This is a genomic window from Nonomuraea sp. NPDC048916 (assembly GCF_040649575.1).
GTDB lineage: Bacteria > Actinomycetota > Actinomycetes > Streptosporangiales > Streptosporangiaceae > Nonomuraea.
The window spans coordinates 134514-156257 of sequence record NZ_JBEZFS010000014.1 but is presented as its reverse complement, the minus strand read 5'-3'; the positions used below and the strand labels follow the sequence as shown (position 1 = coordinate 156257).

Genomic DNA, 21744 nt, shown 5'->3' with positions numbered 1-21744 from the left:
CGGCATGTTCGTTTGGGCGCAAACAATACGCCGGAAATCGTTGAACAACAAGACCTTTGCGGTTTCAACATATTCGACTCCTGCCGTGACAAGCCGCAGCTCAGGGCATATCGTATGGATCCAAATGAATTTTTCGCAGACTAGGAGGCGCCATGGCTGCCGTACGCGGATTCTTCACGCCCAAGACGGCGACCGGCCGTTCCTCGCTGATCCCCCACCCGCCGTGGCACTACTCCGGTGACCTCCTCACCGTGGAGTACCGCACCGATCCCGCCAGGGTGGCCGAGCTGCTGCCCGAGCCGCTCGGGCTCGCCGACGAGGATCCCGGCGCGGTCGCGGTGATCTGGGCGGACTGGCAGTCGTGCTCCGGCGGCCGGGAGGAGCTGCTCGACCCGGTGCGCTCCCAGTACAAGGAGTGCTTCGTGGTGGTGCGCTGCTCCTACCGGGGGCAGACCTACTCGCGATGCGTCTACATCTGGGTGGACAAGGACTTCGCCATCGCCCGCGGCACGCACCAGGGCTACCCGAAGAAGCTCGGCTCCATCCACCTGACCCGCCCGCATCCTTACGGCCTGGCCGCCCCCCGCATCGGCGCCGGCGGCGTCTTCGGCGCCACGCTGGCCGCGGCCGACCGGAGGCTCGCCCAGGCCGTCGTACGGCTCCGCGAGCCGAGCGAGACCAACGGCTTCGTCAACGGCCACCCGATGGCCCACCACCGCTGGCTGCCGTCCATCGAGCCCGGCAAGGGGCCGGCCCTGGACGAGCTCATCGCCACCTCCGGCGCGTCGTTCGAGGGCGGGCAGGCCTGGGCCGGCGACGCCGAGATCGAGCTGTTCGAGGCGCCCACCGAGGAGCTGGCCGGGCTGACCGTGGACGAGGTCATCGGCGGCTACTACCGCCAGGTCGGCACCACCTGGAACGGCGGCACGCTGCTGGAGTCCGGCACCTCGGGCGCCCTCACCGAGCCTGGCGACCGCTGATCCGGCCATGACCGGTCCGGTGATCCGGCCATGACGGGTGCCAGATCCAGCCATGACCGGTGGAGGCCGGCGATCCGGCCATGACCGGTGGAGGCCGGCCATCGGTCTCCACCGGCGCACGGGGGCGCGCCCGTGACCGGTGGAGGCCGCTGGTCTCCACCGGCGCACGGGGGCGCGCCCTGACCTCACCGTCAGGGCGCGCCCCCTTTTCGCTTGCCGGCGCCGGACGGCGTGAACGACGAGCGCCGCGCTCGCCGCTCAGGTCGCCGCCTCAGGCGCTTTCTCGCACCTCGCCGCCGTGCCCGATCCGGGCGAAGGTCCGCGGGTCGCGTGCCTTCAGCCAGGCGCCGTACACGAGGCCGACGATGCCCGCGAACACCACGATGCCGGGGATGAGCCAGTTCAGCACCGAGCCCGGCGGGGTGCCGAGCAGCGCGTTGAAGTTGATCAGGGCGAGCACCAGGATGACGCCCAGCGCCGCGGCGGACAGCACCGGAGCGACGCGCCTGCTCCAGCCGCCCTCGCCGCGCCCGTCGCGCCGGAAGAAGCCGATGACCGCGACCGAGGTCACGACCAGCAGCAGGATGACGCCGAGCGCGCCCAGGTTGGTGAACCAGTTGAACAGCGTGCCGGTCGGGTCGCCGCCGAGCAGGCCGAAGCCGAGCACGACCAGCGCGGCGAAGGTCGTCTGGGTGAGCGAGCCGGCGGCCGGCGAGCCGTGCAGGGCGTGCGAGGTGCCGAGCACGCGCGGCAGCACGCCCTCCCGGCCGAGCGCGTAGAAGTATCTGGCGACGGCGTTGTGGAAGGACAGCAGGGCCGCGAACACGGCGGTGACGAGGAACACCTGGGCCATCGACGCGAACCCGGAGCCGAGCGTCTTCTCGCCGAGCACGAAGACCAGGTCGGTGCCGCTCTTGCCGGCCTCGTCGATGATCTGGCCGGTGCCGGCGCCCATGGCCATCGCCCAGGCGGTGAAGGCGTAGAAGACTCCGATGAGCGCCACCGCGATGTAGGTGGCGCGGCTGACGGTGCGGCGCGGGTCGCGGCACTCCTCGCTGTAGATGGCGCCCGACTCGAAGCCCATGAACGAGGCCATCACCCAGCAGAAGGCGGCGCCCACCGCGCCGGTGGTCATCGCGTCCCAGCTGAACGGCTGGAGCGACAGTCCGTCCGGGGCCGCGGCGACCTGCGACACGTCGAAGACCAGCACGATCAGGCTCTCGCAGATGAGCAGGACCGCGAGCACCTTGGCGTTCAGGTCGACGCGGCGGTAGCCGAGGAACCCGATCACGGCGAGGGCCGCCAGCGAGGCCGCCCACCAGGGCACCTCGACGCCCAGTTTGGCGGAGATGAGACCGGAGGCGGCGAAGCCGAACAGGCCGTAGAGGCCGACCTGCATGGCGTTGTAGGCGACCACGGCGACGAAGGAGGCGCCCACTCCGGGGATCCGCCCGAGCCCCTGCGCGATGTAGGCGTAGAACGCGCCGGCGTTGGAGATGTGCCTGCTCATCGCGGCGTACCCGACGGAGAAGAGAGCCAGGACCGAGGCGAGCACCAGGATGATGAGCGGGATGCCGGCCACGCCGGTGGTGGCGTAGCTGAGTGGCATGCCACCCGCGGCGACGGTCAGCGGCGAGGAGGCGGCGACCACGAAGAAGACGATGTCCGGCACGCCGATGCGGCGGCGGGACAGGCTCTGCGTCGCGGTCCCCGCCGGGGCGCCGCCGCCGGTGGACGACCGTCCAGTACCGATTGCCTCATCAACCATGGCAACCTTCCATACGGGGTGGAGCGGGTGACTTTTCCTCAGGTGATCCGCCCGCTCTACGGTTCGACCACCAGGACTCCGCAGGTCGTTTGCATCCTTACGACCTGCTGTTGGGCGTGGATCGTACGTGTACAAATGAAGTTGACGCAAGAGTTGACTCGAAGGGAGCCAGTGTGCCCGCGCACTACTCGCTGTCGGAGACCGAGGAGGCGGTCAAACGCCGGCTGGGCGACATCGCCGTGCGGCGTGACGCCCTCGCTGCGGTCTCCAACATCTACCGAGCGGCCAGCGCCGTCCGGCAGCACCTGGAGAATTCGGCGCTGCGCCCGGCCGGCCTCACGTGGAGCGCGTTCGTCGTCCTGTGGGTGGTGTGGATCTGGGAGGAGATCGAGACCCGGCACGCCGCCTCCGAGGCGGGCATCTCGAAGGGCACGCTCACGGGCATCATCAAGACCCTCGAGTCCCGTGATCTCGTCGAGCGCCGTCAGCACCCCGACGACGGCAGGCGCGCGCTGCTGAGGCTGACCCCCGAGGGGCTGTCGCTGATGGAACGGCTCTTCCCCGCCTTCAACGACGAGGAGGCGTTCGTGGTGGAGGAGCTGAAGCCTGAGGAGGCGCTCCACCTGGCCGACACGCTGCGCCGCATCGTCACCCATCTGGAGGAGAAGGGCGAGGAACGCCGCGGCGACCTGCTCGGCGACGAGCCCGTCCCGCCGCGCCGGGGCGGCCGCCGCCGGACGAGCTGACCCCGGCGCCCGACCGGATCAGCGCCGGGCGGCGGTGACGAGGGCGTCGAAGAGGCGCTGGTTTGCGGGGTCGGTCGCCGCGGTGTCCTCCGGGTGCCACTGGACCCCGAGCAGCCAGCCTCCGCCCGCCGGCGCGGCCGGTTCGGCGGCCTCGACCGTGCCGTCCTCCGCGTACGCCGTGGCCACCAGGCCGGCTCCGAGCGACGACGCGCACTGGTGGTGGTAGCAGGACGCCTCGATCTTCTCCCCGCCGACCACCTGGGCCAGCAGCGACCCCCGCCGTACCCGTACCTGGTGGACGACGTGGCGGTGGTCGGGCTCCATGTGCTGGCGCAGCCGCCCGCCCAGCACCACGTTGACCACCTGGAGCCCCCGGCAGATCGCCAGCGTCGGCAGCCCCGTGTCCAGGGCGTGCCGCGCCGCCGCGAAGTCGAAGGCGTCCTGCTCGGCGTCCACGTCGTAGACGCTCTCGTGCTCCCGGCTCTCCCCGTACGAGGAGGGGGCGAGGTCGCCGCCGCCGGGCAGCAGCAGCCCGTCGGCGACGGCCAGCCGGGCGGCGGCGTCCGGCCCCACCGGATGCATCAGGAACGGCTCGCCTCCGGCGCGGTAGACGGCGTCGGCGAGCGCCCGCGCGGTGACCACGGCGGCGTAGCGCAGGGCGGAGGTGGTGGCGGCGAACCGCGAGGGGATCGCGATGATCGGCCGGCGATCGGACATCCAGGCTCCTCAAGCTCGTTTGCCTCCAAACGATAGTGGCATATTGACTCGTCAGGAGGGGTGCCCCTAAATTGTTTGGAACCAAACGACTTGGAGGGCAGATGGCCACTGTCGGGGATGTCCAGGTCCACGAGGGACACTGGATCGGTGGCGAGCGCGTGGCGTCACCGGCCACGTTCGACGACGTGTCGCCGATCGACGAGCGGGTGATCGCGCGGATCGCCCGCGGCGGCGCCGACGAGGCGGCCAGGGCCGTGCGCGCCGCGGCGAAGGCGTTTCCCGCCTGGGCCCGCACGAGCCGTGAGGAGCGCGCGCGCCTGCTCCACGCCATCGCCGACGGCGTCGAGAAGCGGCTGGAGCAGCTCGCCATCGTGGAGACCACGGACAACGGCGCCCTGCTCCGCTCGCACCTGCGCGGTGTGATGCCCCGGGTGGCGCACAACTTCCGGTTCTTCGCCGACTGGCTGCTCGACCTGGGCCACGACGACTTCGAGACGAGGGGGCACCGCAACCACGTCTCGTGGGACCCCGCCGGGGTCTGCGCGCTGATCACCCCGTGGAACGCCCCTCTCATGCTGGCCACCTGGAAGATCGCCCCGGCGCTCGCCGCGGGCGACACCGTCGTGCTCAAGCCGGCCGAGTGGTCCCCGCTGACCGCCTCGCTGCTGGCCGACATCACCGCCGAGGCGGGCCTGCCCGACGGCGTCTTCAACGTGGTGCAGGGCTACGGCGAGGAGGCCGGGGCGGCCCTGGTCGCCGACCCGGAGGTGCGCCGGATCAGCTTCACCGGCTCCGTGCCGACCGCGCGGCACATCTCCCGCGCCGCCGCCGCCAACCTCACCCCGCTCTCACTCGAACTCGGCGGCAAGTCACCGCTCGTCGTCTTCGCCGACGGCGACCTCGACCTGGCCGTGAACCTCGCCGTGGAGCAGTACGACAACGCCGGGCAGGTCTGCCTGGCCGGCACCCGGCTGCTCGTCGAGGAGGGCGTCGCCGCCGAGTTCACCGAGCGGTTCGTCACCAGGGCCGCCACGCTGCGCCAGGGCGACCCGCGCGACCTGGCGACCGACCTCGGCCCGCAGATCCACCGCGAGCACTTCGACCGGATCGACGGCTTCGTCCGCCGAGCCGGGGAGGCCGGCGCGACCGCGCTGATCGGCGGCGGGCCCAACACCGACCTGGGCGGCCTCTACTACCGCCCGACGCTGTTCACCGGCGCCGCCGCCGACAGCGAGATCGTCAACGAGGAGGTCTTCGGGCCCGTCCTCACGCTCCAGACGTTCCGGACCGAGGAGGAGGCGGTCCGGCTGGCCAACTCCACGAAGTTCGGCCTGGCCGCGACCCTGGTGACCGGCTCGCCCGAACGGGCCGAGCGCGTCACCGGACGCCTGGTCGCCGGCACCGTCTGGGTCAACTGCTTCTTCGTCAGGGACCTCCGGGCGCCCTTCGGCGGCGCGCGCCAGTCGGGCGTCGGCCGCGAAGGCGGCAACTGGAGCTTCGACTTCTACTGCGATGTGAAGAACGCCGTCTTCGCACCAGGAGGCTGGAATGGGTGAGATCGTCGGCGCGGGCATGCTCGCGCACGCCCCCACGATCATGTTGCCGCTCGAGGTCCGCAAGGAGCTCAACGAGGGCAAGGAGATCAGCATCGTCCCCGGCCTGCACCGCCTGCGGGAGGAGGTCTTCGAGACCGCCGACTACGACACGGTCGTCGTCTTCGACTCGCACTGGGCGACCACGGTCGAGTTCGTGGTCACCGCGCAGGACCGCAGGTCCGGGCTCTTCACCTCCGAGGAGCTGCCGCGCGGCATGTCGCGGATCCCGTACGACTTCCCCGGCGACCCCGAGCTGGCCCGCCTGATCGCCTCCTACCAGGAGAAGCACTCCACCTGGATCACCGCGATCGACGACCACCACCTGCCGATCTTCTACGCCACGGTCAACCTGTGGAAGTACCTCGGCGTGCCGGGCAAGCGCTGGATCTCGATCGGCATGTGCCAGACGGCCGAGACCGAGGACAACCTGCGCCTCGGCCGGGCGGTCGGCGAGGCCGTCGCGGCGAGCGACCGCAAGGTGCTGCTCATCGCCTCCGGCGCGCTCTCGCACACCTTCTGGCCGCTGCGGCACCTCCGGGCCCACGAGTCGAGCGATCCCGTGCACATCTTCACCCCCGAGGCGCGGGCCGCCGACGAGGAGCGCCTCGAGTGGATGCGGAGCGGAGACCACGCCCGCGTGCTCGACACGATGGACGACTTCTTCCGCTTCAAGCCGGAGGCCAGGTTCGGCCATTACCTGATGATGGCCGGCGCCCTCGGCGAGCACGACTTCGCCGCGCCCGGCCGGCTCTACAGCGACTACGAGAACGCCACCGGCACCGGCCAGGCGCACATCTGGTTCGACCGTCCGGAGGGCGGGTTCGCGGCGCCGCGGGCCACGGACGCCTCCGGCGACCCGTACCCCTATCCGTTCCGACTCGAAGGAGCCGGCTGATGCCCGAGTACCGCAGGATCCTGCTCGACGGGGCCGCCACCCAGGTCCGCAGGGAGGGTGACGAGCTCGTCAGCGCGGACGGCCGCGTGGTGGGCGCCGACGACGCCGTCCACCTGCCGCCGTGCGTGCCGTCCAAGGTCGTGGCGGTGCACCTGAACCACCGCAGCAGGGTCGAGGAGTTCATGACCTCGCTGCCGCCCGCGCCGACGTACTTCCACAAGCCCACCTCCGCGCTGAACGCGCACAGGGGCGCGGTCGTCCGGCCCGAACGGTGCAAGTACCTCAACTACGAGGGCGAGGTGGCCATCGTCATCGGCCGGACGGCACGCAACATCTCGCCCCAAGAGGCCGGGGAGTACATCGCGGGCTACACGATCGGCAACGACTACGGGCTGCACGACTTCCGCGACACCGACGCCGGCTCGATGCTGCGGGTGAAGGGCTCCGACACGCTCTGCCCGCTCGGCCCCGGCCTGGTCACCGACTGGGACTTCCGCGGCAAGCGGCTGCGCACCTACGTGAACGGCTCGGTCGTGCAGGACGGCTCCACCGACGAGATGGAGTGGGACATGCACTACCTCGTCGCCGACATCGCCCGCACGATCACCCTCTACCCGGGTGACGTGCTGCTGTCGGGGACCCCGGCCAACTCCCGGCCGGTCCAGCCGGGCGACGTGGTCGAGGTCGAGGTCGAGGGCCTCGGCAGGCTCGCCAACCACATCGTCAGCGGTCCCGCCCCCATCCGTGACGACTGCGGCGCCCAGCCCACCGAGTCCGAGGAGGTCATCTCGACCACCTTCGGCGGTGACTGGGAGTTTCGCGGCATCCGCGGCCCGAAGCGTTAAGGAGTAGAACCCGATGAAGGTCATCGTCGACATGGAGATCTGCAAGGACCACGGGCAGTGCGTCTTCTCCGCCCCCGAGGTCTTCCAGCTCAACGAGAACGGCCGCCTGGTCTACGTGGCCGAGCCCGACGAGTCGCTGCGCGACGCCGTCGAGGAGGCCGCCGACGTGTGCCCGCTCCAGGCCATCACGGTCGAGGGCTGAGCGGGATGAGCCGGCGCGTCCTCATCGCGGGCGCCTCGATGGGCGGCCTGCGGGCGGCGGAACGGCTGCGCGCCGCCGGGTTCACCGGCGAGATCGTCGCCGTCGGCGACGAGGCGCACCTGCCCTACAACCGGCCGCCGCTGTCGAAGGAGGCGCTGGCCTCCGAGGTGACCCACGAGGCGGTCGCGTTCCGGCTGCGCCCGGCGGTCGCCGACGTCACCTGGCGGCTCGGCGTCCCCATCGCCGCCGCCGACCTCCGGGCCGGCACCGTACGCCTGGCCGACGGCGCCGAGCCGGCCTACGACGGCCTGGTGGTCGCGACCGGGATGCGGCCCCGCCGGCTGCCCGTGCCCGGCCCGCGGGCGGGCAGGCACGTGGTGCGCACCCTGGAGGACGCCCGCGACCTGCGCGCCGAGCTGCGGCCGGGGGCCAGGCTGCTGGTGGTCGGCGCCGGCTTCATCGGCTGCGAGGTGGCGGCGACGGCCCGCGCGCTGGGCGCGTCGGTGACCGTCGTCGCGCCGGAGGCCGTGCCCATGCGCCGGCCGCTCGGCGACGACCTCGGGGCCGCGCTCCGGCGCCGCCACGAGGCGCGCGGGGTGGTGTTCCTGCTGGGCAGGACGGTCGCCGCCTTCCTCGGCGACGGCCGGGTGACCGGGGCCGAGCTGTCCGACGGCACCCGCCTCGACGCCGACGTCGTCGTCGAGGCCGTCGGCTCGGCGGCCAACACCGCCTGGCTGGACGGCAACGGGCTCGACCTGTCCGACGGCGTGCTGTGCGACAACGCGATGCGCGTCGAGGGCCGGCCGGGCGTCGTCGCGGTCGGCGACGTGGCCCGCTTCCCCAACCCGCGCTACGACGGCGTGGCGCGGCGGGTGGAGCACTGGAGCATCCCGACCGACACCGCCAGGCGCGCCGCCGCGACCCTGCTGGCGGACCTCGGCCTGGCCGAGCCCGACCCGGCGCCCTTCGCGCCGCTGCCCACCTTCTGGAGCGACCAGTACGACCTGCGCGTCCAGTCGTTCGGAGTGCCCGCCCTCGGCGAGGACGACATCCGGATCCTGGAGGGCGACCTCGACGGCGAGGTGGCGGTCGGCTACCACCGCGACGGCGAGCTGGTCGGCGTCGTCCTCATCGGTCTCGCCCCGGCCGTCGCCCGCTACCGCGCCATGCTCATGCGGACCCCCACCGCCGCCTGAGCCGAAGGCCGGCGCCCAGGCGAGCACAGAGGGCCGGCACCAAGGCCCGGCACCAAGGCCGGCACTGAGGCGAGCACTAAGGAGAGCACTGTGGAAACGCTGCGCAACGTGATCGCCGGGGAGTCCCGCGACCCGGCCTCCGGCGAGTGGATGGACCTGGTCGACCCCGCGACCGAGAAGGTCTACGGCACGGCCCCGCGTTCCGGCGCCGAGGACGTCGCCGCCGCGGTCGAGGCCGCCACCGAGGCCGCGACGACCTGGCGGCGCACCACCCCGGCGGAGCGGCAGCGGCTCCTGCTGGAGCTGGCCGCGCTCATGGAGGCGAACCGCGACGCCCTGGCCGGCGCCGAGGTGCGCGCCACCGGCAAGCCGCGTGGCATCGCCCTGGTCGTCGACGTGGACAAGTCGATCGACGCGATCCGGTTCTTCGCCGGCGCCGCCCGGGTGCTGGAAGGGCTCGGCGCCACCGAATACACCGAGGGGCACACCTCGTTCGTCAGGCGCGAGCCGGTCGGCGTGGTGGCCCAGGTGACGCCGTGGAACTACCCGCTGATGATGGCCGCCTGGAAGCTCGGCCCGGCCCTGGCCGCGGGCAACACGGTGGTCATGAAGCCGTCCGACACCACGCCGGGCTCGACCGTGCTGCTCGGCGAGCTGTGCGCCCGGGTGCTGCCGCCCGGCGTGGTGAACGTCGTGTGCGGCGACCGCGACACCGGCCGGGCGATGGTCGAGCACCGCGGCGTCGAGATGGTGGCGATCACCGGCTCCACCCGCGCGGGGGCCGAGGTGATGGCCGCGGCCGCCGCCGACCTCAAGGACGTCCATCTGGAGCTGGGCGGCAAGGCGCCCGCCGTGGTCTTCGGCGACGTCGACCTCGCCGCCACGGCGCGCGCCGTCGCCGAGGCGGCCTACTTCAACGCCGGGCAGGACTGCACCGCCGTGACCCGGGTGCTCGTCGAGGAGCGGATCCACGACGACTTCGTCGCCGCCCTCGCCGAGGCCGCCGCGTCACTGGTGACGGGCGGGCCCGACGAGGAGGGCGTCTTCTTCGGGCCGTCCAACAACGCCGCCCAGGCGGCGCGGGTGGCGGGCTTCCTCGACCGGCTGCCCGCGCACGCCCGCGTGGTCACCGGCGGGACGCGCCTCGACCGTCCCGGCTACTTCTTCGCGCCCACCGTGGTCGCCGGGGTCCGCCAGGACGACGAGATCGTCCAGCAGGAGGTGTTCGGGCCGGTCGTGACCGTCCAGCCCTTCATCGGCGAGGACGAGGCGGCCGAGCTGGCCAACGGCGTCGACTACGCGCTGGCCGCGAGCGTGTGGACCAGGGACACCGGCCGGGCCATGCGCCTGTCGGCCGCGCTCGACTTCGGCGCGGTCTGGGTCAACTGCCACCAGGTGATCATCCCGGAGATGCCGCACGGCGGCTTCAAGCACTCCGGCACGGGCAAGGACCTGTCCAGGTACGGCTTCGACGACTACACGCGGGTCAAGCACGTGATGATCAGCCACACCTGACCCGGCCGTCAACGCGAGGTGGGCGTCGGCGCCTCCGGCCGGTCCGGGGCCCCGGCCGCCTCGGCCCTGCCCTCCCGGCGGGCCTCTCGGGCGCGCAGCAGGTTGGCCACCGTGCCCCAGATGCCGGCCCGGAACACGAGCACGACGAGCACGAAGACCGTGCCGGTCACGATGCCGATCTCCTGGAACCCGGCCGTCGCGAGGTAGTCCTCCAACTGGACCACGAGGGCGGCTCCGACGACCGAGCCCCACAGCGTGCCGATCCCGCCGAGCACCACGATCATGACGGCCTTGCCCGAGGTGGTCCAGTAGACCTCCTGCAGCGAGGCGAAGCCGTGCGAGATCACGAACAGCCCTCCGGCCAGGCCGGCCAGCGCCGCGGACAGGGTGAAGGCCAGCAGCTTGTAGCGGTCGACCGGGTAGCCGAGCGCGCGGGCCCGCGACGGGTTGTCCCTGATGGCGACCAGTACGTGGCCGAAGGGCGAGCGGACGATCCGCCAGGCGAGCCAGAATCCCAGGAGCACCATCGGCAGGCCCGCGTAGTAGAAGACGAAGGGGTCCGACAGGTCCACGCCCATGAGTTCGCGCGGCACGCCCTGCAGCCCGTTCTCTCCCCCGGTGACCGACCTCCACTGGTTCACCACGAAATAGATCATCTGGGCGAAGGCGAGGGTCACCATGGCGAAGTAGATCCCGGTCCGCCGTACGGACAGGTAGCCGATGGGCACGGCCAGCACGGCCGCGGCGAGCGTGCCAGCGAGGATCGCGAGCGGGAACGGGACCTGGAGGTTGATCGCCACCAGCCCGGTCACGTACGCCGAGCCGCCCCAGAAGGCGGCGTGCCCGAACGACAGCAGCCCGGTGTAGCCGAGCAGCAGGTCGACCGAGACCGCGAGCAGCGCCCAGCAGGCGATGTCCATCGCGATCGGCGGATAGACCAGCCACGGCAGTGCCAGCGCCAGGACCGCCACGAGCGGGATCGCCAGGCGGCCGAGGCGGGAGCCGGCCAGAGATCGGATGATCACGCGAGTGTCTCCTCACGGCCGAAGAGCCCGGCCGGGCGCCACAGCAGGACGACCGCCATCAGGATGAAGACCAGGGTCTGCGAGAGGGCGGGCACGTAGAGGTTGCCGAGCGCCGACACCACCCCGATCAGGAAGCCCGCCGCGGCGGAGCCGAGCACGGAGCCCAGCCCGCCGATCACCACCACCGCGAAGACCGTGATGATGAGGTCGGCGCCCATCAGCGGGTTGACCGCCCGCATCGGCGCCGCCAGCACCCCGGCCAGCGCCGCGAGCGCGACGCCGAACCCGAACACCGGCGCCACCCAGCGCCCGACATCGATCCCGAACGCCCGCGTGAGCTCGGGCCGCTCGGTCGCCGCCCGTACGATCATGCCGATCCGGGTCCTGGCCAGCAGGAACCAGGCGAACACGCAGACCAGGCAGGAGAAGCCGAAGACGAACACCTGGTAGGCCGGATACTCGAAGAGCAGCAGGTTGACCGAGCCCTGGATCGGCAGGGGGTACGGCTGTGACTGCACTCCGTACCTCGTCTTCATGGCGTCCTGCAGGATCAGCGTGAGCCCGAACGTGAGCAGGAAGTTGTACAGGGGATCGGCCGAGGCCAGGCGCCGGATCAGCGTGCGTTCCAGCGCCACGCCCGCCAGGCCCAGCACGGGCGGGACGAGCACGAGCGCGGCCCAGAAGGGCAGGCCGAAGGAGTCGAGGGCGATGAAGGCGCCGAACGCGCCGAGCATGTAGAACGCGCCGTGGGCGAAGTTGACCACGCCCAGCATGCCGAAGATGACCGCGAGCCCGAGGGCGAGCAGGGCGAAGAACGCCCCGCTCACCAACCCGTTGAAGACCTGCTCGATCATGACAGCTTGCAGGTGTTCTCGCTGAGCGGCTTGAACGCCTCGGCTGCCGGGATCGTCTTGATGATCTGCTCGTAGTCCCAGTCCTCCTTGACGTCGGCCTTCGCCTTGACCTGGGCCAGGTAGACGTCGTGGATCATGCGGTGGTCCTCGGCCCTGACCTGGCCGTTCTTGGCGAACACGTCCTCGAACGCGTAGCCCTCCAGCTGCTTGACGACCGCGTCGGAGTTGTCGGTCCCGGCGCGCTGGACGGCCTCCAGGTACTGCAGGGCGGCCGAGTAGTTGGCCGCGTGGGCGAAACTCGGCCGCGTGGCGGCGACCTGCTGGAACTTGTCGGCCCAGGCGCGGTTCTCGGGCGAGCCGTTCCAGTACCAGGCGTCGGTGAACTTGGTGCCCTGGAAGGCGTCCACGCCGAGCGAGTGGATGTCGTTGATGAACATCAGGCCGACGGCCAGGCCGATGCCCTTGTCCCGGAGCTTGAACTCGTTGTACTGCTTGACGAGGTTGACCAGGTCACCGCCGGCCTGCATGGTGCCGATCACGCTCGGCTTGAGCGAGGGCGCCTTGAGCAGGAACGTGGAGAAGTTGTCGTTGGGGAACGGCGTGGGGTCGCTGGCCACCACGGTGCCGCCGGCGGCCTGGATCGCCGTGCTGAAGCTCTTCTGCATGTCCTGCCCGAACGCGTAGTCGGGGTAGACGATGTACCACGACTTGGCGCCCTCGGTGGTGACGGCGGTGCCGGTGCCGTGCGCCAGCATGTAGGTGTCGTACGCCCAGTGGAAGGTGTACTTGTTGCAGTTATCGCCGGTCAGCGCCGTGGTGGCGGCGCCGACGTTGATGTGCAGCTTCTTCTTGGCCTTGGCCTGGCCGGCCACCGCCAGGGCCGCCGACGAAGTCGGCACGTCGAGGATGATGTCCGCCTTCTGCCGGTCGTACATTTCCTGGGCCTTGGTGTTGGCGATGTCGGGCTTGTTCTGGTGGTCGGCCGAGACCACCTCGATCGTCTTGGCTACCGCCTTATCGCCATATTTCGCCTTATAGTCAGCGATGGCCATCTTGACGGCCTCGACGCTGTTCTTGCCTGACAAGTCGGCGTACACACCCGACTGGTCGTTGAGGACGGCCAGCACGATCTTGCCGTCGCTGATCTTCTCCGCGCCCCCGCCCGGTCCCCCGCCACACGCGGCCAATCCCATGGCCACCACCGTCGCCGCAACGGTGCGGCTCACGCGCTTGGTCATCTTCTGGCTCCTTTAGATTCCGAGATAGTGCAGAAGCTCGTGTTCACGGGCACGAACCTGGGCGTTGTCCAGCGATTCGACGATCCGGCCCTCCGCCAGGAGGTAGTGACGGTCGGCGACGCTGGTCGCGAAATGCACGTTCTGCTCGATGAGCAGCACCGACAGGCCACGCTCCCTGGCCTCCCGGATGATGGCGCCGATCTGCTTGACGAGCAGCGGGGACAGGCCCTCGGTCGGCTCGTCGCACAGCAGCATGCGGGCCCCCATGCGCAGCACCCTCGCCATGGCGAGCATCTGCTGCTCCCCGCCCGAGAGCTTGGTGCCCGGCGAGTGGCGCCGCTCGCCCAACCGGGGGAACGCCTCGTACACCTGCTCCAGAGACCAGGCGTGCGGCCCGGACGAGAACGGCAGGCGGAGGTTCTCCTCCACGTTGAGCGAGGCGTAGACGCCGCGGTCGTCCTGCACCCAGCCGAGGCCGCGACGGGCCCGGCGGTGCGGCGGCAGCCGCGTGATGTCCTCGTCCTCGAGCCGCACCGTCCCCGCCACGCGCCCCTCGTGCAGGCCCATCACGGACCGGAGCAGCGTGGTCTTGCCCGCTCCGTTGCGGCCCACCAGGGTCACGACCTCGCCCTCGCCCACGGTGAGGGAGACGTCGCGAAGCGCCTGCGCCTCGCCGTACCAGGCGGACAGTCCGTCAACGCGCAGCATCGGCGTCTCCCAGGTAGGCGGCGATCACCCGGGGATCACGCCGGACCTCGTCGTAGGGGCCCTCGACCAGAACCCGGCCGAGCTGGAGCACGGTGACCCGGTCGGCCAGCGTGCCGACCACGTTCATGTTGTGCTCGACGAGCACCACGGTGCGGCCCTGGCGCACCCGCTGGATCAGCTCGACCGTGCGGTCGATGTCCTCGACGCCCATCCCGGCCGTCGGCTCGTCGAGCAGCAGCACCTTCGGGTCCAGCGCGAGCGCCAGGGCCAGCTCCAGAGCCCGCTTGCGCCCGTAGGCCAGGCTCGCCACCGGCACCTCCCGGTGATCGGCCAGCCCGACCCGGTCGAGCAGGTCGACGGCCTCGGCCGAGAACCTCCGCATGGCCTTGCCCGAGCGCCAGAACCCCCAGCCGAGCGGAGTGGAGCTCTGCAACGCCAGCCGCACGTGCTGCTCGGGAGTGAGCTGCCCGAACAGGCTGGTGATCTGGAACGACCTGGCCAGCCCGAGCCGGACCACCTGCTCGGGCGAAGACCCGGTGATCGCCCTGTGCCCCAGCCGGATCTCCCCCGCCGACGGCCGGTGAAATCCGGTCAGCAGGTTGAACAGCGTGGTCTTGCCCGCTCCGTTGGGCCCGACCAACGCGTGGATGTGGCCTTCGGCGATGTCCAGATCGACCTCGTCGACCGCCCGGAAACCCCTGAACTCCTTCACCAGCCCACGCACGGTGAGAACAGGCGTCGTGCTGCTCGTCAAGCCGCGACCTCCTTCGCCACCGTGACCACTCGAAGCGCTGGTCCGGAAGGTCTCGCAACCCTGCCCGCAACCCGCGGTGACCGCAAGCTATCCGTGGCCAGATGGCCGAACTATGTGCTGGCGTCCCACATTCGGCCAGCCGATGAGGTGCATGTGACACACATCACTCTCCGCCCCTATGTGGACGCTGTACGTCCGGCCCCACGCGACGGCCTACCGAATAGGCCCGAAGAGTCCGGCTTCGGCCGGACGCCGGAGATCTCCGGGATCAACACAGCCCCGCGTCCATCGCCGGCCCTACGCCAATGAACATGCCCGGGACAGGCCCGCGCCCAGGTGGCACGGCATCAAGCACACCGGTGGAGTGCGTGAGCTAATCATCATCCGCAATCCGGACCCCGATTCGCGCCTGCCGTACCTGATCCGGCTGCCGCTCAGCGATGGGCTGTTCCTGCGGGCGGGTGGGACGTGGCCGCGGGAGAAGGCGATCTTCTGTTTCCCGGTGGGGCAGTGGAGCGCAAGAGCCTGAACGATCTGGTGTCATCCCTGCTCAACACACGGTTGAAGTTTCAGCTGACCGAGCTGGCGGCGCTCTCGCACGCGGCCGTGGTGGTCGAAGACCGCTACAGCCAGGTGTTCAAGCTGGAGTACGTGCGCCCGGCGGTGGTCGCCGACGGGATCGCTGAGTTGCAGGTGGCCTTCGCGAGTGTTCCGATCGTGTTCTGCGAGACCCGGCAACTGGCCGAGGAGTGGACCTACCGGTTCCTGGCCGCCGCCTACGCCGCCGCTGACCACGTGTCCGCCGAGCCCTCGCCGGCCGGCGTGTCCCGGGAGCCGTCGACTGCCGAGGTCCGGGCATGGGCTCGCGGACATGGTCTGGACGTGCCCGGCAAGGGACGGCTCCGCCCCGAGGTTTGGGAGGCTTACCGGCGCGCCCATCCCTGACATCCGCGGACGGCTTCCGATCCGTACGGCGGCGCGACGGGGCTACGCTCGACCACACCGCGAGCGCACAGCCTGCGCCTCGGTGTCCTTCCAGGGCCGGTTGGACAGCTTGGGGTTGAGCCGCTCGTTGACACGAGCATCCACCGCCGGAGAAGCCGCCCCTCGCGGGTGATCACTGCTTTCCTCGCGCTGGTTGACGATAAAGAACGCATAGGGACCACCGTTGATGCCGAGGCCGCCGGGAGCGGCATCTCAGGTCCTCGCCCCGAGGACGTCGACCTCGACGGGGCTGTGGCGGGGCAGGCCGCACACGCCGATGGCGGTTCTGCTGTGGCGGCCGCGCTCACCGAGGACGTCGACCAGGAGTTGCGACGCCGCGTTGGCCACGCCGCTGTGGTCGGCGAAGCCCCGGGCGGCCGCCACGTACACGGTCATGCGGAGCATCCGCAGATCGTCCAGGGTGCCCACGTGGGCGTACAGGTGCGCGAGCGCGTTGGCGACGGCCTGGCGGGCGCAACCGCATGCCTGGTCGAGATCGACGTCCTCGCCGACGAAGCCGGTGGCGATCAACTGTCCGTCGCGTACCGGGATCTGTCCGGCCACGTAGAGCAGACCATTGTGGACGCTGACGGGAAGGGTCGGCCCGGAGGGCTGCGGCGGATCGTCGATTGAGTATCCGAGACCGCGCAGGCGTTCGGTGGGGCTCATGCGGGCCGCTCCTCGCCTGAGGCGCTGGAGTTCGCCCTTCGGCACAGCGAGCCGACGGCGTCCAGTATTCGTGGGTAGGTGCCGCAGCGGCAGAGATTGCCGCTCAGGTATTCCCGGGTGGTGTCGTCGTCGGCTTCCGGGTACTCCTCCAGCAGAGCGTGGGCCGCGAGCGTCATCGCGGGGATGCAGAAGGAACATTGGAACGCGTGGTGGTCGGTGAACGCCTTCTGCACGGCGGCGCCGGCCTCGGTGGCGTCCAGCCCCTCGGCGGTCACGACGGTGCAGCCGTCGGCCATGACCGTGAGCATGAGGCAGCCGCTCACCGGCTTGCCGTCCACGATGACCGTGCACGAGCCGCACACGCCGATCCCGCAGGTGGTCCGGACGCTCTGTAGGCCAAGGCGTTCGCGGAGGGTCCACACCAGGGCTTCGGAGGGGTCGATGTCGAATATCTCGAGTGAACCATTGACGCGCAGGCTCACGGTCGTGGCTATGTCGGTCATGTTAGGCTCCCGCCTCCTCGTAAAGAGCTCGAAGGACGCGCTCAGGGGTCATAGGGAGCTCCCGGATGCGGATGCCGCAGGCCGCCCTGATCGCGTTGCCGATAGCCGGTGCCATCGGAGGTACGGTCGACTCGCCCACGCCGTGCAGCTCCCGCCGGCCTCCCCGCGGGCCCTCGATGGCGGAGCCGCCCAGGATCGGCGGCATGTCGAGCATCGACGGGATCATGTAGTCGGACAGGTTCGGATTGGTGATCTGGCCGTCCTCATAGAGGAGCTCCTCGAACAGTGCCGGGCCGAGTCCGAAGATCATGCCACCGTCTGTCTGCTGCCTGACCCTGATCGGGCTGACGGTGCGGCCGGAGAAGCAAGCTCCATGAGCACGGAGGACACGGACCTTGCCGGTCTCCAGCTCGACATCGACCTCCACCGCGACTCCGCCCTGATGCCAGTGCGTGCTGGCGCTGCCCTGGCCATTCGAGTCCAGCGAGCCCAAACCCCCCGTCGAGACCCATCGCCCGTGGGCCTCGCAGGAATCGAGGCCGCTGTGCCGGAGGATCTCCTCGTACGTGCACCGGCTCCCGCCCGGGTCGGTGAAGCCTCCCGGGGCGTTCCGGAGTCGGGAAGGGTCGGTGCCCGACATGGCGGCGGCAAGCCCGCGCAGCTTCTCCCGCAATTGCGCGGCCGCGTCCTGGACCGCCGATCCCATCGCGAACGTGGTCCGGCTGGAGGCCGTGAGTGAGTCGTACGGTGCGACGGCGGTGTCGGGCAAGTGCACGCGGACGCCGGACTGAGGCACCCCCAGAGCCTCGGCCGCCAGTGTGCGCAACGTCTCATGGGCTCCCTGCCCGATCTCGACGCTGGCGATCAGCAACTCGACGCCGCCGGCGGCGTCGAGACGGATGAGGCACTCGCTGCGCGAGGGTGTCTGCGTGCTCTTGATCACAAGAGCGACACCGGTCCCCCGGACGTGCCCCGAACGCACCGGCGGTGCCGGAGGCAGGGCCGCCAGACCCGAGGTCACCGCGTCGAGGATCTCGTCGTAGTGGAGATCCTCCATGATCTCCCCCGTCGGGTAGCGGTCGCCCTCGCGCAGCAGGTTGATCCGGCGTATCTCGACGGGGTCGATCCCCAGGTCAGCGGCGATGTCGTCGATCTGGGACTCGTAGGCCCAGCACAGCTGGGACGTCATGGCGCCGCGGAAGGGCCCCGACGGCACGGTATTGGTGTACGCGGTGGTCGAGGTGACCGACACGTTGGGCACGTGGTACGGACCCGGTGCCCGGACCATGCCGTAGCCGGCCGCGTCGGCGCTGTTCGTCGCGTAGGCACCGGCGTTCCACAACACATCCACGATGCGGGCGACGATGCGCCCGTCGTCGCGCACGCCGGTCCGGATGCGTATCCGCGCCGCATGCTTGCACACGGTATGGAATTCCTCGCTCCGTGACAGTTCGAGCCGTACGGGACGGCCGACCGCTCTCGCCGCCGCCGCCACGACAGGCTCGATCGTGGTAACCACCTTCGCTCCATATGCCCCACCGACGTCCCGGCAGCGGACCCGGACCTGCTCCTCGGGCAGGCGCAACGTGCGCGCCACGGTCTCCTTCACCACGTGGGGAGCCTGCGTGGAGGTCAGGATCACGACGCCGTCCCCGGTCCACTGGGCGAGCGCGACATGCGGCTCCATCGGCACATGGCTGGCGGGTGGGCTGAGATAGGTGTCGTCGTAGTGGCGGTCGGCGCCGGCCATCGCTGCGTCGGCGTCGCCGTGGCGTAGCGTCCAGGTGGCCAGCACGTTGCCGGCCTGCGCCTCGTGTACGAGGGAAGCGGCATCTGACGTGGCTTCCCGCGGGTCCACGACATGCGGCAGGTCGACGTAGTCCACATCGACGAGGGAGCATGCTTCGATGGCGAGCCGCCGCGTCTCAGCCAGGACGATGGCAACGGGGTCGCCGACGTAGCGGACTCGGTCGTGGGCGAGGACGGGCTGGTCCTGACGCGCATCGCCGAACATGAGGGGGTCGCCGTTGACCGCCAGGTCCTCCGCGGTCAGCACGGCGACGACTCCAGGCAGCGCGGCGGCGGCACCGGTGTCGACGGCCCTGATCTCGGCGTGCGGGACGGAGCTGCGCACCAGGGCGGCGTGGAGCATGCCCGGCACCCGCTCGTTCAGCACGAACGGCAGCCGGCCGGTGACCCGAGCGCGGGCATCGGACGCCTGCGTGTCCGGGGGCTGGTTCATCGGGTGTCCTGTTCTGCTGCTTGGCTGAGAGCCCGCCGGATCATGATGTCGATAAGCCGGGTGCGGTACCAGGCGGAGCCGCGGGCGTCATCCAGCGGCTGGATGAGGTCCGCGTACCGGGCGGCCACGTCCTTCCAGGTGGACGGAGTGGCCGCCTTCCCGGTCGCCTCCGCCAGGACTTCGGGGAAGATCTGCGGGGTGCCGGTGACGGCCCCGACCACCACCCGGATGTCGGCCACCGTGCCTCCCATCGTCTGCAGGCAAACCGCGACGCCCACGCAGGGGCGGTCCTCGGAGGAACGGCTGATGTACTTGACGTAGGTGGACCGGGTGCCCGTCTCGGGTACGGGAACGTGGATCTCAGCGATGATCTCGCCCTCGTCGAGGGCGTTCTCGTAGAAGCCCGTGATGAGGCGCTCGACGGGAACCATGCGCTCACCGCCGCTGGCCAGAACCCGGCATGTCGCCCGGTGGGCCACGAGCACCGACGGCGGATCCGAGGCGTAGTCGGATTCGGCCAGGTTCCCGGCCAGCGTCGCTCGGTTGCGGATGCGCACATTGCCGACCCTGCGACATGCCTCGGCCAGGCCGGGGACCACGTCTCGGACCAGCGGATGGGATGCCACAGCGGAAAGAGTCTCTCCGCCGCCGATCCGAAGCGTACGGCCTGCCAACTCGACGCCGGAGAACATCGGATCCTGCACGCGGTCGAGGCTGATCAGTACGGACGGCGCGACAAGCCCTTGCTCGATCATGAGTACCAGCGCAGTGCCACCCGAGATGACCTTTCCTTCGTCCCCCGCGTCCGCGAGCGCATCAAGGGCTGTACCGAGATCCCGCGGCCGGTGAAACTCCCTGATCATCACAGCTCCCGGACCTGATCGGCCGACGCCGGTCGGCGCAGGCGACGCGTGAGCCGGTGCCACAGGGACCGGAGCGCGATGCCGATGACCATGCGCGCGGTGAGCCTGCGCGACGCCTCTTCCGCAGCGGGTGGGAGCCCGTCGCTCTCGGCGGCGGCACCCTCCCTGCCGAGGTCGGCCGCCGCGCCGAGCCGCATGTTCACCTCCCTGGCGAAGTCGCGCACGACCTCCTCTGCTGTCGCTTTGATCACTCCGCTGCCGAACTGCGCCAACCGCCCCCGAAGGACGATGTCGGCCACTGCGGTGACGGTGGTCGCGCCGTCGGCGGACTCCACCAGGTAGGCCGTGAACGACACCTGGACTGAGGTTCCCGAACCCCGGTCCCGGCCCCGCCCCAACGCGATGAGCCGAACGGGTGCCGCGTCGCGGTCCAGCGAGATCTCTCCCTGGAAGCTCGTCTTGATCGGCCCAACGTGCAGCCGCAGGGTGCCCCGATACCGGTCCGGTTCGATCTCCTCGACATCTTCGAGCCCGGGTACGCACTGACGCAGACTCGCTATGTCAGTCAGGAACTCCGCCACCATGTCGCGTGGTGCGCGAACGGTGAAATCCTGCTGAATGATCACAACGGGAACCTCCATGCCGGGTGCGGTGCGGTTACGGTGTTCGCCAGGGTTCCGATCCCCTCGATCGCGACTTCCACGGTGTCACCTGGGGCCACCTTGGTGAGTCCGGCGCAGGACCCCATGAGGATGACGTCCCCCGGCTCGAACGTGAGGTACGAGCTGGCGTACGCAATGATCTCCGGGACCTTCCAGATCAGCTCGGCCGTGGAGCCGCTCTCGCACCTCTCCCCGTTGACGGTGAGAGTGACGCGCATCGCATGCGGATCGCTGATCTCGGTCGCGATCCACGGGCCGAGCGGGCAGAACGTGTCGGAACTCTTGGCGCGGAACCACTGGCCGTCGGAGATGAGCCACTGCCGGACCCCCACGTCGAGGGCGCAGGTGAAACCGAGAACGTGGCGCATCGCCTCGGCCTCGGAGACGGAGCGGGTTGTGCGTCCCATCACCACGGCGAGTTCTCCGGCGACATCGAGCACGTCGACGCCCGCCGGGCATTCGATGGGAGCACCTGGCCCGGTGACCGTGTTGGGGGCCTTCAGGAAGATCATCGGTTCGTCGGAAGGGGAGGTGTCGAGCGCGGCCTGTGCCGAACGATGGTTGAGTCCGACGCATGCGATCGTGCCCGGCCGTACCGGTGCCACGATCTCGACAGACGCGGTCGGCTCCGGTGCCTCGCTCGTCTCCCCCGCCTGGTAAGGGCCGTCGACGATTTCGTGGATCGCTTCGCCGTCGGCCGACAGCATGCCGTGACGGAGCTGGCCATCGCCACGACGGTAACGAACAATTCGGGACATCTTCTGTTTCCTCAATCCCGGCTGG

The 21744-nt window shown here is 70.4% G+C and carries 23 protein-coding genes; 10 read left to right on the top strand and 13 right to left on the bottom strand.

Going from position 1 to position 21744, the window contains the following annotated elements:
- Positions 1-152: 152 nt before the first annotated feature.
- Positions 153-980 (top strand): acetoacetate decarboxylase family protein, encoded by an 828-nt coding sequence (locus tag AB0C16_RS17825; RefSeq protein WP_357684077.1) that lies wholly within the window; start codon positions 153-155, stop codon positions 978-980.
- Positions 981-1251: 271 nt separating this feature from the next.
- On the opposite strand, the gene AB0C16_RS17820 is transcribed toward AB0C16_RS17825, so the two are convergent.
- Complete coding sequence (locus tag AB0C16_RS17820) at positions 1252-2748, bottom strand: APC family permease (RefSeq protein ID WP_357684075.1); 1497 nt, start codon at positions 2746-2748, stop codon at positions 1252-1254.
- Between the two features lie 173 nt (positions 2749-2921).
- On the opposite strand from AB0C16_RS17820, the gene AB0C16_RS17815 reads away from it, so the two are divergent.
- The gene (locus AB0C16_RS17815) at positions 2922-3494 is read left to right on the top strand and encodes a MarR family transcriptional regulator (RefSeq protein WP_357684073.1); all 573 of its coding nucleotides are present in this window, start codon (positions 2922-2924) and stop codon (positions 3492-3494) included.
- Positions 3495-3512: 18 nt separating this feature from the next.
- Here the strand turns inward: AB0C16_RS17815 and AB0C16_RS17810 are convergent, their stop codons facing one another.
- On the bottom strand, positions 3513-4211 hold the full coding sequence (locus AB0C16_RS17810) for a gamma-glutamyl-gamma-aminobutyrate hydrolase family protein (RefSeq protein WP_357684071.1): 699 nt from the start codon (positions 4209-4211) through the stop codon (positions 3513-3515).
- Positions 4212-4312: 101 nt separating this feature from the next.
- Here AB0C16_RS17810 and AB0C16_RS17805 point away from each other — a divergent pair, with 101 nt between their 5' ends.
- From AB0C16_RS17805 to AB0C16_RS17780, 6 genes are all read left to right on the top strand, one after another.
- Positions 4313-5767, top strand: a complete 1455-nt coding sequence (locus tag AB0C16_RS17805; protein WP_357684069.1) for an aldehyde dehydrogenase — start codon at positions 4313-4315, stop codon at positions 5765-5767.
- Positions 5760-6701 (top strand): catechol 1,2-dioxygenase, encoded by a 942-nt coding sequence (locus tag AB0C16_RS17800; RefSeq protein WP_357684067.1) that lies wholly within the window; start codon positions 5760-5762, stop codon positions 6699-6701. Before AB0C16_RS17805 ends, AB0C16_RS17800 begins: the two co-directional genes overlap by 8 nt.
- Positions 6701-7546 (top strand): fumarylacetoacetate hydrolase family protein, encoded by an 846-nt coding sequence (locus AB0C16_RS17795; protein ID WP_357684065.1) that lies wholly within the window; start codon positions 6701-6703, stop codon positions 7544-7546. Before AB0C16_RS17800 ends, AB0C16_RS17795 begins: the two co-directional genes overlap by 1 nt.
- 13 nt (positions 7547-7559) lie before the next feature.
- Complete coding sequence (locus tag AB0C16_RS17790; RefSeq protein ID WP_357684063.1) at positions 7560-7748, top strand: ferredoxin; 189 nt, start codon at positions 7560-7562, stop codon at positions 7746-7748.
- A 5-nt stretch (positions 7749-7753) separates the two neighbouring features.
- Positions 7754-8944 carry an FAD-dependent oxidoreductase gene (locus tag AB0C16_RS17785; RefSeq protein WP_357684061.1) on the top strand — a complete coding sequence of 397 codons (1191 nt, stop codon included), beginning with the start codon at positions 7754-7756 and terminating at the stop codon, positions 8942-8944.
- A gap of 99 nt (positions 8945-9043) precedes the next feature.
- Positions 9044-10459, top strand: a complete 1416-nt coding sequence (locus AB0C16_RS17780; RefSeq protein ID WP_357684166.1) for an aminobutyraldehyde dehydrogenase — start codon at positions 9044-9046, stop codon at positions 10457-10459.
- An 8-nt stretch (positions 10460-10467) separates the two neighbouring features.
- On the opposite strand, the gene AB0C16_RS17775 is transcribed toward AB0C16_RS17780, so the two are convergent.
- From AB0C16_RS17775 to AB0C16_RS17755, 5 genes are read right to left on the bottom strand one after another with little or no spacing between them, the layout of a single operon-like run.
- Entirely contained in the window at positions 10468-11484 is a 1017-nt protein-coding gene (locus AB0C16_RS17775) for a branched-chain amino acid ABC transporter permease (protein ID WP_357684059.1), read from the bottom strand.
- Positions 11481-12338, bottom strand: a complete 858-nt coding sequence (locus tag AB0C16_RS17770; protein ID WP_357684057.1) for a branched-chain amino acid ABC transporter permease — start codon at positions 12336-12338, stop codon at positions 11481-11483. Before AB0C16_RS17770 ends, AB0C16_RS17775 begins: the two co-directional genes overlap by 4 nt.
- A complete protein-coding gene (locus AB0C16_RS17765) occupies positions 12335-13576 on the bottom strand; it encodes an ABC transporter substrate-binding protein (protein WP_357684055.1) in 1242 nt (413 codons plus the stop codon). Before AB0C16_RS17765 ends, AB0C16_RS17770 begins: the two co-directional genes overlap by 4 nt.
- 12 nt (positions 13577-13588) lie before the next feature.
- Positions 13589-14284, bottom strand: a complete 696-nt coding sequence (locus AB0C16_RS17760) for an ABC transporter ATP-binding protein (protein WP_357684053.1) — start codon at positions 14282-14284, stop codon at positions 13589-13591.
- Positions 14271-15038: an ABC transporter ATP-binding protein gene (locus AB0C16_RS17755; RefSeq protein WP_357684051.1), complete on the bottom strand. Its 768-nt coding sequence runs from the start codon at positions 15036-15038 to the stop codon at positions 14271-14273. Before AB0C16_RS17755 ends, AB0C16_RS17760 begins: the two co-directional genes overlap by 14 nt.
- A gap of 364 nt (positions 15039-15402) precedes the next feature.
- On the opposite strand from AB0C16_RS17755, the gene AB0C16_RS17750 reads away from it, so the two are divergent.
- Entirely contained in the window at positions 15403-15567 is a 165-nt protein-coding gene (locus AB0C16_RS17750; protein ID WP_357684049.1) for a hypothetical protein, read from the top strand.
- Between the two features lie 32 nt (positions 15568-15599).
- Positions 15600-15983 (top strand): histone-like nucleoid-structuring protein Lsr2, encoded by a 384-nt coding sequence (locus AB0C16_RS17745; RefSeq protein ID WP_357684048.1) that lies wholly within the window; start codon positions 15600-15602, stop codon positions 15981-15983.
- Between the two features lie 252 nt (positions 15984-16235).
- Here AB0C16_RS17745 and AB0C16_RS17740 read toward each other — a convergent pair whose 3' ends face one another.
- From AB0C16_RS17740 to AB0C16_RS17715, 6 genes are read right to left on the bottom strand one after another with little or no spacing between them, the layout of a single operon-like run.
- Positions 16236-16691 carry a RidA family protein gene (locus AB0C16_RS17740; protein ID WP_357684046.1) on the bottom strand — a complete coding sequence of 152 codons (456 nt, stop codon included), beginning with the start codon at positions 16689-16691 and terminating at the stop codon, positions 16236-16238.
- Complete coding sequence (locus tag AB0C16_RS17735) at positions 16688-17194, bottom strand: (2Fe-2S)-binding protein (RefSeq protein WP_357684044.1); 507 nt, start codon at positions 17192-17194, stop codon at positions 16688-16690. Before AB0C16_RS17735 ends, AB0C16_RS17740 begins: the two co-directional genes overlap by 4 nt.
- Before the next feature lies 1 nt (position 17195).
- A complete protein-coding gene (locus AB0C16_RS17730; protein ID WP_357684042.1) occupies positions 17196-19436 on the bottom strand; it encodes a xanthine dehydrogenase family protein molybdopterin-binding subunit in 2241 nt (746 codons plus the stop codon).
- Positions 19433-20299 carry an FAD binding domain-containing protein gene (locus AB0C16_RS17725; RefSeq protein ID WP_357684040.1) on the bottom strand — a complete coding sequence of 289 codons (867 nt, stop codon included), beginning with the start codon at positions 20297-20299 and terminating at the stop codon, positions 19433-19435. Before AB0C16_RS17725 ends, AB0C16_RS17730 begins: the two co-directional genes overlap by 4 nt.
- Positions 20299-20925: an SRPBCC domain-containing protein gene (locus AB0C16_RS17720; RefSeq protein WP_357684038.1), complete on the bottom strand. Its 627-nt coding sequence runs from the start codon at positions 20923-20925 to the stop codon at positions 20299-20301. Before AB0C16_RS17720 ends, AB0C16_RS17725 begins: the two co-directional genes overlap by 1 nt.
- Positions 20922-21719 (bottom strand): fumarylacetoacetate hydrolase family protein, encoded by a 798-nt coding sequence (locus AB0C16_RS17715; RefSeq protein ID WP_357684036.1) that lies wholly within the window; start codon positions 21717-21719, stop codon positions 20922-20924. The genes AB0C16_RS17720 and AB0C16_RS17715 overlap by 4 nt, the downstream gene beginning before the upstream one ends.
- Positions 21720-21744 lie beyond the last annotated feature (25 nt).